The organism is uncultured Phenylobacterium sp. (assembly GCF_902826855.1).
Classification (GTDB): domain Bacteria; phylum Pseudomonadota; class Alphaproteobacteria; order Caulobacterales; family Caulobacteraceae; genus Phenylobacterium.
In genome coordinates this window covers 1-10,522 of sequence record NZ_CADEGK010000164.1, presented here as the reverse complement: position 1 = coordinate 10,522, position 10,522 = coordinate 1, and the positions used below count along the sequence as shown (strand labels likewise).

The 10,522-nt window shown below is 65.0% G+C and carries 15 protein-coding genes; 5 read left to right on the top strand and 10 right to left on the bottom strand.

Annotated features, from left to right (window positions below; translation table 11 throughout):
• Window positions 1–338: 338 nt before the first annotated feature.
• A complete protein-coding gene (locus tag QZV94_RS18855) occupies window positions 339–683 on the bottom strand; it encodes a thermonuclease family protein (protein WP_293680351.1) in 345 nt (114 codons plus the stop codon).
• A 319-nt stretch (window positions 684–1,002) separates the two neighbouring features.
• Between QZV94_RS18855 and QZV94_RS18850 the strand changes: the two genes are divergently transcribed.
• Window positions 1,003–1,182 (top strand): hypothetical protein, encoded by a 180-nt coding sequence (locus tag QZV94_RS18850; protein ID WP_293680348.1) that lies wholly within the window; start codon window positions 1,003–1,005, stop codon window positions 1,180–1,182.
• A 16-nt stretch (window positions 1,183–1,198) separates the two neighbouring features.
• Here QZV94_RS18850 and QZV94_RS18845 read toward each other — a convergent pair whose 3' ends face one another.
• Window positions 1,199–1,798, bottom strand: a complete 600-nt coding sequence (locus QZV94_RS18845; RefSeq protein WP_293680345.1) for a pentapeptide repeat-containing protein — start codon at window positions 1,796–1,798, stop codon at window positions 1,199–1,201.
• 501 nt (window positions 1,799–2,299) lie between these two features.
• Here QZV94_RS18845 and QZV94_RS18840 point away from each other — a divergent pair.
• The 3 genes from QZV94_RS18840 to QZV94_RS18830 all read left to right on the top strand — a co-directional run bounded on the left by QZV94_RS18840 (window position 2,300) and on the right by QZV94_RS18830 (window position 6,214).
• Window positions 2,300–2,575: a hypothetical protein gene (locus tag QZV94_RS18840; RefSeq protein WP_293680342.1), complete on the top strand. Its 276-nt coding sequence runs from the start codon at window positions 2,300–2,302 to the stop codon at window positions 2,573–2,575.
• 155 nt (window positions 2,576–2,730) lie between these two features.
• Window positions 2,731–4,869 carry a hypothetical protein gene (locus tag QZV94_RS18835; RefSeq protein WP_293680339.1) on the top strand — a complete coding sequence of 713 codons (2,139 nt, stop codon included), beginning with the start codon at window positions 2,731–2,733 and terminating at the stop codon, window positions 4,867–4,869.
• 142 nt (window positions 4,870–5,011) lie between these two features.
• Entirely contained in the window at window positions 5,012–6,214 is a 1,203-nt protein-coding gene (locus QZV94_RS18830) for a DUF1173 domain-containing protein (RefSeq protein ID WP_293680336.1), read from the top strand.
• Between the two features lie 34 nt (window positions 6,215–6,248).
• Here QZV94_RS18830 and QZV94_RS18825 read toward each other — a convergent pair whose 3' ends face one another.
• From QZV94_RS18825 to QZV94_RS18805, 5 genes are all read right to left on the bottom strand, one after another.
• The gene (locus QZV94_RS18825; RefSeq protein WP_293680333.1) at window positions 6,249–6,752 is read right to left on the bottom strand and encodes a hypothetical protein; all 504 of its coding nucleotides are present in this window, start codon (window positions 6,750–6,752) and stop codon (window positions 6,249–6,251) included.
• A 95-nt stretch (window positions 6,753–6,847) separates the two neighbouring features.
• A complete protein-coding gene (locus tag QZV94_RS18820; RefSeq protein WP_293680331.1) occupies window positions 6,848–7,360 on the bottom strand; it encodes a hypothetical protein in 513 nt (170 codons plus the stop codon).
• A gap of 43 nt (window positions 7,361–7,403) precedes the next feature.
• A complete protein-coding gene (locus QZV94_RS18815; RefSeq protein ID WP_293680328.1) occupies window positions 7,404–7,727 on the bottom strand; it encodes a DUF1419 domain-containing protein in 324 nt (107 codons plus the stop codon).
• Window positions 7,724–8,179 (bottom strand): hypothetical protein, encoded by a 456-nt coding sequence (locus tag QZV94_RS18810; protein ID WP_293680325.1) that lies wholly within the window; start codon window positions 8,177–8,179, stop codon window positions 7,724–7,726. The genes QZV94_RS18815 and QZV94_RS18810 overlap by 4 nt, the downstream gene beginning before the upstream one ends.
• A 62-nt stretch (window positions 8,180–8,241) precedes the next feature.
• A complete protein-coding gene (locus QZV94_RS18805) occupies window positions 8,242–8,838 on the bottom strand; it encodes an SOS response-associated peptidase (RefSeq protein ID WP_293680322.1) in 597 nt (198 codons plus the stop codon).
• Window positions 8,839–8,918: 80 nt separating this feature from the next.
• On the opposite strand from QZV94_RS18805, the gene QZV94_RS25235 reads away from it, so the two are divergent.
• Window positions 8,919–9,032 (top strand): DUF6771 family protein, encoded by a 114-nt coding sequence (locus QZV94_RS25235; RefSeq protein WP_367254847.1) that lies wholly within the window; start codon window positions 8,919–8,921, stop codon window positions 9,030–9,032.
• 16 nt (window positions 9,033–9,048) lie between these two features.
• On the opposite strand, the gene QZV94_RS18800 is transcribed toward QZV94_RS25235, so the two are convergent.
• From QZV94_RS18800 to QZV94_RS18790, 3 genes are all read right to left on the bottom strand, one after another.
• Window positions 9,049–9,405 carry a hypothetical protein gene (locus QZV94_RS18800; protein ID WP_293680319.1) on the bottom strand — a complete coding sequence of 119 codons (357 nt, stop codon included), beginning with the start codon at window positions 9,403–9,405 and terminating at the stop codon, window positions 9,049–9,051.
• A 159-nt stretch (window positions 9,406–9,564) separates the two neighbouring features.
• Complete coding sequence (locus tag QZV94_RS18795; RefSeq protein ID WP_293680316.1) at window positions 9,565–10,101, bottom strand: DUF736 domain-containing protein; 537 nt, start codon at window positions 10,099–10,101, stop codon at window positions 9,565–9,567.
• 138 nt (window positions 10,102–10,239) lie between these two features.
• On the bottom strand, window positions 10,240–10,522 hold a 283-nt coding region (locus QZV94_RS18790; RefSeq protein ID WP_293680313.1), incomplete at its 5' end, for a hypothetical protein.

Sequence of the window (10,522 nt, the reverse complement as noted above, 5' to 3'; positions counted from 1 at the left end):
AGGGCTTCACGGTCCGCTGCTTTTGGGTTGCGGCCAGGGACTGGCGCCGCAGGGTTCATCGGCAAACGGAGGGCGGTTTCGTCAGTTCATTCCGGAAGGGCAGCCAGCTCTGGACCCGTCAGCCTTGGCCGCTGTTCAGCCCTGCCCCGGATTTGCCCTCGCTGCGCGCGCGCCAAATAAAACCTTCGCTGGCCGCCGTGCGGCCAATTCGACGATACTGTCAGAACGAGGCGCACCGCGACTGGCCCAGGCCGCACAACTGCCCCCGGCCTCAAGCGCGAGTACCGCACCAGTGAAGATCGTCCTGAGGTCCTATCAGCCGCCCTCGAAGTGGGCATTCAACGCCAGGGACGCGCGAGCCCCTGCGCGATCAGATAGTCGCCTGCGTCGACACCACCCACCGACACGGTGGCCAGCGTCCGCCCATAGGGATCGGTTCCTTGCCGCTCGATCATCACCCGGCCCCGCGACAGCAGCCGGACCAGCGCCACGCGCGAGGCTTCGCCCGCGGCAAAATCGCACCAGGCATAGGACCGGCGCCGGTCCTGGCACTTCGGGCTATCGGGAAGTTCGGGCGCATCGATATTGGCGATCCGCACCCGCTCGCGGCCGCAACGGATCGTGTCGCCGTCATGGACCGAGGGAGAAAGGCAAAGGGCGGCGGCAGCGAGGACGACAGGCATGAGGCAGACCCTAGCCGCAGTGCGCCGCAGCGCCAATTCCCGCAATTTTCCCGTCACCCCCCTGGCCCCGATCGTTACCCGCAGGGCCGGCATCCCATGCCGGCGAGCTTGGGTGGGCGGCGGTGCGTAAGCGCCGACGCGCGCCCTAGCGAGTAGAGCGGGTCGCCCCCAGCCCGCGCGGGGCGCGGGCGCCGGGGTGCCCCTCCCCTTTCTGAACCTCGCCAACCAGCACCAGGATCGGTATACTCCCATCCGGCCACGAATTGCTGGACCCGCTGCCGCAGGCAGAACCGCATCCGAGACCCAAGGAGCCAGACCGATGGACGATCGAGGGGAAATGCCGAGCGCACTGCAGGTCGCCCGGGCAGTGTCGGTGGTGCTGGGCAGGAAGCTTGCCGATCAGGCCGCAGGCGAGATCGTGCTGACCCGCGAGGAAGCTGCGCTGTGCCTTGGCCTTGCCGACGGCGTCGTCGAGAACCTCGAGCAAAGCGAGGCCTGAGCCCCCTGCCCCAGACCTAGCGGACGTTGAGCCCGAGCTCGCCAAGCAATTGCCCGGCCTGTTCGCGTGAGATCGTCGCGCCTCGGAACAACCCGGCATCGACCAGGCGCAGCCCGCCAAGATCGGCGCCGCGCAGATCCGAGCCTTCGAAACGCGAGCCCGCCACCATCGCCTCGCGCAGGCTGCAGTCCTCGAATACCGTCATGCGGAAATCGCCCTTGCGCAGGTCGGCGCCGGAGAAGTCGACCCGGCGCAGGGTTTCCTTGCGGAACGAAAACCCGGGCAGCTTGGCGCTGACCAGCAGCACCTCCTCGAACTGCACATGCATGGCGCGCGCTTCGGAGAAGTCCGCGCCGGTGAGCTTGGTGCCAACGAACTTCGCCGAGGTCAGTGTCGCACGCCGCCAGACGGAATTGTTGAAGTCACCGCCCGAGAACGCGGCCTCGCTGAGATTGGCGCCAACAAAGCTGACGAACGGTGCGCGGCAAGACTGCCAGACCGAGCCCTCAAGCTTGGCGGCGCTGCAATCGGCCTTACGCAGATTGCAGCGTTCGAACCGCCAGCCCGTCAGGTCGAGCCCGGAGAGGTCGACCTCCTCACAGTCGCAGTCGGTCACGACCTGCGGCGGGCCCCCGGCGAGTGGGATGAGGTCGCTGCGCGTCAGCGTCCGCCCCGTAAGGCCGCGAGGAGAAAACAGATCGTCCATTCGTTTGCCGTAGCGATCGGCGACAACGGCGACCAGTCATACAACCAGAAAGAATGGCGACTTACGGTCACACTGTTGCCATCAGTCACTCGTCGCAGATCCGCCAATCACAGCAATCATGTTCGGTGCAGCTAACCCGTACTGACAAAAATCCTGACCGGTCTCGTCCGAATTCTCTTGCGAAAGCCGAGCTAATGAGGAAATTTCTCGGCAAAGAAGCCACGGAGGGGTGTTTCGTATGCGAGCGACGCGCGGGCAGGTCACGTCTTCTTTACTCGGGTCATGTAGTGGAACCGCACGCATGCTGGCGTGTTTGCGTATCGCGCACGTGAGTTTGTAGCGTGACGTATTGCGTCACCAGTGCCTTGCGTCTAAGGGCCGCGCGCGCGGCGAGCACGGGACGGTAGTCGAATGTACGATCTGATTGCGACATTTGGTGCGATCCTTCTTGGTCTGGTTTCGCTCGTCGTACTGACCGTATTCCTCAGCGTTTTGCGCAGTGGTCCGGGCGAGATAGCCTATCTGCGGCGCAAGGATTACGGCCTCAGATCGTGGGTGACCGGCGCTCTTCGCAAGCCGGCGCGAGGCGCAACGATGCGAGAACTCGAAGGCATCGAATTGAAGTCGCGAGGCGGAACCCTGAATTACGCCCGCCGGACGCGCGCGCCGTCTTCCGAACTCCTCTGACTCCCGGCCATTCGGGGGGTAATTGAGTTTTGGGGCAGGCAGCAGCACAGGTACTCCCGTATTCGTTCCCGACTAGTGGCCAGGCCCCTTGGTCTGGTGCAACGCATAACTATGCGAGTTGGGTACCGAACGTTTCAGGGCATCTCTCGTTCGGAGTGATCGACGGACGAGGGAAATGTCACTCGGTAAACCAGCATTGCGACGCCAGGGGCACGCGTATCGTCGTCGTCCATTCCCGGCGCTCGGCGCAGGACTTCCCGTTGCCCGGCGGTCTTGTCGGCCTCATTCGCCGATCGGTGACCCAGGATTACTTGATCATTGCGAATACTGCCGGGGCGCGAACGCCCAATCTCCCGGAGATTGGCAGCGTCACCGATAAGCAGGAATCCAGCACCCCACCTGCCTCAAGGCACGAGGAAAATGGGGTTATGGTCGGCGAGGTGGTCGTTTTGCCACCTGACGACGATCCGGTTACCGGCGGCGTACTCAAAGGCCTGCTGGAGCAGATTCATGACGACATGGATCGGCGGCAACAGGCGGGGATCGAGGCCAATCTTGACGCACTGGCTGGCCTGCCCCAGCACATCCGCGATCAGTTGGATGCGTCATCGCGTCAGATCGCCTGTTTCCGCCTGAAATTTGCTCTGTTTCGAACCGGCGAGGTCCGCATCTGGTTCGATTGGAGCGACTTTCTCGGCCGAGATGCTGACGAATTCCCCCCGACAGATATGGAGCAGGTGGCGGCAGAGGCTTTGCCATCTCAGGCATACTATTTCCTGAAGGATGTCTTCCACTACCACTACCACCACGATCCGCGCACTGACCAGCTCCTCGACATCACGAGGGTCGACACCAGTTTGGTCGCACCGGCAGGTGACAGTGATTGGCGAGTCAACATTCTGCGCGGCCTCGCGAAGGTCGTGGTCGAATATCGCCAGTCCAACCGGCCAGACAGTCACAAGAAGGCATTGGGTGTGCTGGCCTATGCCGATGCTTTCCAATCAGTGCTGGCCCGGACCTGCAGGTGCGCGCAGGTTGAGCAAGGTTTTGTCTGGAACGACGATGTCATCCTGTATGACTTCGAGCACACTAGGACGTCGATCGAGGCGCTGGATGCGATTTCTGAGTCCGAGCGCGGTGCGCATCTTCAGCTATTCGGCATCTTCATAGGCGTTCTGCTGTCAGCGCTCGCCCTGTGGGCCGGTGCGGTGCAAATTCAGCCCATTCTGTGCGGCGATGACCGCGCCAATGCCGCTGTCTGTCCTCCGATCAGGCCCAACTTTACGACCAACCTGGTCAACTGGATCGTCGCCAACCCGCTGGGCTTTGTGGTGCTGCTGACGCTTGCTGGGGGCATGGCGTACATCTTCCTGTTCAAACGGGTGACCAATGTTCCGTTTGCCAAACCCGTGTTGCGGTTTGTCCGCTCGATGTCGGAGGCCGTCGGCACGGAGGTGGCAAAGCGCGGTCGAGACCGCATTGGATATTATGCGCAGCTGGTGCTGCTGTTCGGTCTGAGCGTTCTCTTGGCCTGGGGCGCCTATTGGGTGACGCCGAAGAATGAGGTGCCGCCGGTCACGCCGCGACCCTCGGCCGCGCCGGGTACGCCTTGGGCTAGTCTGGATCAGTTCGTCGGAAAATCGCCGAAGGAGACCGGACTGTTCACGACCAGCGTAATAGCTGGCAAGGTGCGGGATATCCTCGGAGAAGACTACGATGCCTTCCTGGTGCGCATGACACAGCAGTCGGAACTCAGGCGGGATGGCAACATCCTGTGGGTAGTGGGCAGTCGCAGCACGGGTGATCAGGATGGAGCCTATTTGCTGATCGACCAGAATGCCCAGCAGCTTGAGATCGGCGTTCGGACTAACGGTCAGACCGACATCTATCGCAGCACCGGCGTCCCAGTGAGAAAGCCCGGCGAAATGCTGAAGGCAATCGGCGGCTTTGCTGGAGACGTCGGGCCGTTTCCGCTCGAAACGTCGTCCTGCAAGTCGAGTTCTCGCGGCGCGACCGGTCCTGCCATCCACCTTTCCGGCGCCCTGCGAGATGCGGAAACTTGTACCTACAAGCTCGATCTGAGGAAGGGGCAGGTTGTCGGATACAGTGCCACAAGTGCTCGCGGCCTCGATGTCATGCTGGTCGATGGCGAAAAGGTCGAAGCCATCGGCAAGGGCAAGGCGATCAGTCGCGATGGCACATACGAGATTCGAGTGAGCTGGCAACTGGCCGGCGGGAAGCCCGACGAAACCCGGCCGCGGCGCGAATTCTACGTTCGCATGAACGTTCGCTAGCATTTCGCTTCCAATCTTGCGGCACGACCGCACAATTCATAGACTGAACCCAGCGTGCCCATCCGGGGCCGTGTCCAACCGAAGGAGATGCGCGAGAGGTCGAACGGGCAGCGTCGATCGCGAGAAATTGGAGCAAGACCCAATGATCCAGCGATACCGTGTGCTCGGCCGCAGCGTGGCCGAAGGCGATGAACTTCAGCCGCTTCTGGCCAAAGCCTACGCGCAAAAGGCGCAGGTCCTGTGCGAATGCCGCAAGGGGACCGACCTGCCGCTCTATATTTCGCACAGGAATGACCGCTACGTGCTGGCGCGCTGGCCGGGCTCGGGCGCGCGCCACGCCACCGCCTGCGATCATTACGAGGCGCCCGATTACCTGACCGGCATGGGCCAGGTTCGCGGCGCGGCGATCATCGACGATGAAGCCAGCGGCGAGACCAGCCTCAAGCTCGGTTTCCCACTCTCGCGCGGAAGCGCCCGCCTCGCGCCAGCGGCGCTGACCAACGACAAGCCGACGGTGAAGTCGTCGGGCCAGAAGCTCTCGATGCGCGGGCTGCTCCACGTGCTGTGGGACCGCGCAGAACTCACCCATTGGCATCCGAAGATGGCGGGCAAGCGCAGCTGGTTCGTCGTGCGCCGCGCGCTGCTCGAGGCAGCCGCGTCGTGCCGGGCAAAGCAGGAAGCTCTGCCCCACGTGTTGTTCGTACCGGAAAGCTTCAGGCTCGAGGACAAGGAGGACATCCGCGCCCGCCGCCGCGCTGCGCTCGAACGGGTCTACCGCTCGCTTGACGAAATGATGGTCGTCGTGGGCGAGATCAAGGAAATCGTCGCTTCCCATGGCGCGGAGCGGATCGTCCTGCGCCATGTCGGCGACATGCCGTTCGTGATGGATCAGGACATGGCGCGCCGGTCCCATAAGCGGTTCGCGGGCGAACTCGCGTTGTGGCAGGCGCAGCACGGCGCCAAGGGCGAGCAGGATCACCTGGTCATCGCGGGCTCGTTCGCGCGGCGGCGCGAAGGCACCTTCGACCTGATCGAAGTGGCGCTGATGCCGGTCACGCCCGAGTGGTTGCCCTACGAGACCAGCGACGAGCGCTACCTTCTCGCCAAGGCGGTCGCGGAGAAGCGGCGGTTCGTAAAAGGCCTGCGCGTCAATCTCGACGCCGACACGCCGATTGCGAGCCTGGTGCTGAAGGACACTGGCGAAGAGGCCTGCGCCATCCATATCCATGACCGCGACAACGAGGTCGCTGAGCCGCTCGAGGCGCTGCTCGCCGGGCAAGGCGTCGCGCACCGGTTCTGGAAGGAAGGCGAGCCGCTCCCGGCCCGCGTCTCGCGGGTCCGGTGAACGTGGGAAGCGCAGGCGGCTGCCTGAATCCGGGTCAGTCCTCGGCGCGCGGCAGCGGCCGGGTCGGCGGGAGATCCATCCGGCGCGGGCCCGGAGCAGCGGCGCGTAAGGCTTCGAGCCGACCAGACACTTCATCGGCGTGCTGGGTGATCTCGATCCGCTGGAGCGAGACGATCGTCCAGACCGCGAGTTCGGGCCGATCGGTGACGTGGACCGAATAGGCGATCGGCAGCTTCTCGGGGTAGAGCCAGAGCAGCAGGACAGGCAGCGCGGCAAGGTTCGGGCGGCCATCGATTGCCAAGAGCGTCATCACGCCGGTGTCTCGGTCGTAGCGGCAGGTGATCCCGAGCGGCTCGGGATGACCGACGAGCCCGAGAATGGTCGGCTTCGCATTGGCGCCGAACACTGCATCAAGTTCGCCCGGCGGCTGCGCGGCCGGGTCGGCGGCGAGGTCGGCAAGGAACAGTTCGACCGCGGCAAAACGCGCCGCTTCTTCGCGGGTGCAGGCCAGTTCGCAGGACAAGGTGTGGGACGGCATGGCTCGGGGGCTTTCGCTGGTGCGCGCGCCGCGCCCGGACGGATCACCCGCCGGGACAGACAGAAGAACGGCGCAAATTCGCGCAGGTGAAGGGGTCAGAGGACGAGGTAGCGTTCGACGTGCGCGCGCTCGCGGGGCCGCTGAAGGTTGTAGACGGGGATACCGTGTATGGCGGCAATGCGCAGCGCCTGGCCGGTGCCGCCCGAGGCCTCGCCGTCGGCGGTCCAGCACAGCACGAATTCCGAAGGGCTATCGAGCGTTGGCCCGAGCACCTGGAAGACATTGCGGGTGTGGAGGTCCTGGACGAAGTGCGAGAGCCCGGCGAAGGCGGGATGGTGCGCAGCGGCGATCTCGCGCGCCCTGCCCCACAGCTGCGCGCCCAGGATTCCCACATGGAAGCTGCTCGCCGAGCCGCGCCAGCCCGGGACCGGCAGGAAGATCTGCGCCGCGCTGCCCGCGCCGCGTTCGAAGGCACTGTCGGCACCGATCGCGTGGCCCGAGCGCAGGACGTAGCCCCGCTTCATGAGCGCAAAGGCGGCGCGGGTCATGAGCCCGAGCACTTCGGGCGGCGTCGCGCGCGCGCCGATGCCGGTGTAGGTGCGAAGCATGGTCGGTCTCCCCACAGGAACACCGGCACCAAGCCCCCTCCCCTCACCGATCGGCGGCTTCCGCCGGATACCAGTCCAGCACCGGCGGATCGGGATGGGCCGCGTCGAACACGGCAATCGCGGCTTGGGTGATCCAGGTCGCGGGATCGCGCAGAGCGACATAGGCGCCGTAGAAGCGGCTGCGGTGCTCGACGAACTGGGCGTGGACATCGTCGGTCACGGCTTCGCTGACGAAGAAGCCGGCTGCGCCGCGCATATGGACAGGCGGGAGCACGCCGAGCATCTCGTCGTGGAACGCTTCGCTCACGCGCGAGAGCGGAAATCGGGCGAGCGCGGCGGCGCGTTCCGGATCAGAAACAGCGATCATGATTGGTCCCCGCCGACAATCTCGAACGCGGGAATGGTCAGCTCAGCCCGCCCGATCTCGCGTTTGAGGTCGCGCAGCCGGGTGAAGCTTCTGATCCATGACGGGGGAAAGAGGACCCATTCGTCCTCGCTCGCCGTGTAGTCGCGCAAGGGCCCGCTGCCATCGAACAGGACGATCTCGGGAAGGTAGGCGCCAAGGCAGCCGCCCGACCAGCGGCGAAACGGCAGGCCATGCGCGATGCAGAAGGCGTCGATTTCGGGGATCTGCCCGCCGTTGAGCTCGGTGCCGTAGAGCTCGAGCGGCTCGTCCGGAAGAAGCGCGGCGGGATCGAACGGTTCGCCGTCCCATTCGACGCGCAGGTCATAGTCGGCCGCGTGGGCGGCGAAGGTTTGCAGATGTTCGCGCGGGCATGCGCCGCCGATGGTGATGTGAACGGGAGCGCGGTCGCCCATGGGTCAGGTCCTTTCGCGGGTGTCGTTGATCCGACCCCGCTCAAGCCCCCCTCCCCTCGCGCTCAGCTCCGGCGGGCCGCCCAGCGCTCGGGGGTGCGCTCGACCAGAAGTTCGCTTGGACAGGTCTGGCAGAGCGCGAAGGCTTCAGCTTGCGCACCGCTGAGCCACTGTTCCCAGTCATCCTGCGCCAGCACCACGGGCATGCGATCGTGGACATCTGCCATCTGCGCGCAGCCATCGACCATCACCATCGAATAGGCGTGGCCCCATTCCTCGGTCGGCCGCCAGATCCCGGCGACGGCGAAGACGTCTTCACCCACCAGCGAGTACCAGGTGCGGGTCATCGCACCCTTCACGCCTTCGGCCTCGGCCCAGGCACTGACCGGGATCAGGCAGCGGCGGCGCTCGAAACTCGCCCGCCAGAACGCGGTGCCGAGCTTGTCCTCGCGCGCGTTGTTGACCGGCTTGGGCTTCAGCATCTGCCCGCTCTTGCCCTTGAGCGCGAGCGGGAATCCCCAGGTCATCACCCTTGCCTCGCCTTCGGCGACCACCAGCCCGGGATAGCCGGGATAGACCTCGGCCGCGAAGTTGGCGCCCTGCCCCGTCCGCGCGCCGAACAGGTGGGCGATCTCGACAGTTGCCCTGGTCATGCGGTACAAATTGCACATGGCTCGATGCTCGGTTGGACGGTGGCCCGTGTCAATCGTCGGGCCGCGCCTCTTGCAAGTATGTTCCCTCTATGTTCCATTGCCTGCGCGAGGACGCCGCGCTCGAGCTCGCGCGAGTGATTGCCGATGCGATAATCGCGCCTGCCGGCGAGACGGTCGAGGCGCAGACCTCGCTTCCGCTCTGAAAAAAGCGAACCCGGATCACTCGGCAGGCAAGTCGAGCAGCGGCACCAACTGAGGGTCGAGCGCAAATCCCAGACGGCGGGCAATGTCAGCGGCGTGTTGGAAGTCGGCCGCTCTGACGTGGAGCAAACGCGCGAGATCGGTGAGGGTCTCGCCCGGGCGCGGCGCTGACAGGGCGTGGAGTTTGCCACAGATCTCGGTCACCGCAAACGGCCAAGTCATGGCGATCGCCACCACCTGTTCGGCCAGCACGATCAGGGTGTCTCCCGTCTTTATCGCCTCGTCACACTGCGAGGCGTCGTAAGCATTGCCGGTACTCGCGAAGGCGTGGTGGCGCCGGGGCTCGAAGGCGAAGCGTTCGCTGTCGGTCAACATGATGATTGTCTCCAATGGTCCCCAGGCAAATGAAGAGGCGGAACGCCGGGCGGGGGGCAGGCCGGCGTTCCGCCTCAGGCCGCGCGGGGGGCTTATCCGCGGCCTTGCACGGGGACGGGGACCCGCGATTGGGTCCCCGTCAGTGGAGTGGATGGTCGATCAGGCGTCGACGAGGGGCGGCAGCGCGCCTTCGTGTTCAGCGCCGTCCTTGGCCGACGCGCGGCCGCGCTTGCCCGGAGGGGTCGCGGTGCTGTCGCCCAGGCCATCGTCGTGGCGAGCTTCGCCGGCCTGCTCGCCGGCGCGGTCGTTGCCGCTGACGTCGTCGGCACCGAACATGTCGCTCTCGCCGTATTCGGCCGAGCCGAGCTGGCTGCTGCGACGGCGCGGACGCTGCCAGGCCACCGCCATCGTGCCATCCTCACGCGGGAAGGCGGCGATGTAGAGCGGCTGCGCCATCGACGGATCGTCGATCTTGCCCTGGTAGAAGCTTTCGCCGGTCGAGTTCGACGACAGTTCGAAGAGTGCGCCGACGATCACCCAGCGGCGCTGGTCGTTGAGCGCGACGATCTCGTACTTGGGCGCGCGCGGGTTGCTGGAGGTCACCGGACGGAGGCCGATGGTGCGGGTGATGGTGAGCGTTTCGACGGAGCCGATCAGCTGGCCGTTGGCGTTCTTGCGGATTTCACCGATGTTCATGGACGTTCTCCTGGTAGGATCGATTGCGACCGAACCCCTTGTCCGGTCACTCTCTTCCCACCCCCCTTCCCTCCCGGCCGTCAGGCCGAAGCTGCGGGCATTGCCCGCAGAGGGTGCGGATTGCTTGACTGCGTGATACTAGCGCAGCCTTGCACGCCGACTGCGCGGCAGGAGTGCCAAGCATTCTTGAAGGGTTCGCTGGTCCACGCAGTGGTCTAGTGGTGACTTGCCAAGCCTAGGGTGCGATGCGCCCAAAAAGACTTCGAGATGATCCTGATCGTAGATCTTCGCGGCAGCTTCGCGCAGATCACTTCTTCGTGATGACGCTTCATTCCGCGCACGAATGGCGGCCTGTCGCTTGGCTGAGTTAGCGTCCGCGCTCGTGGTGTAATTTCCGGTGTAGGCGATGGTGTATTCCGGG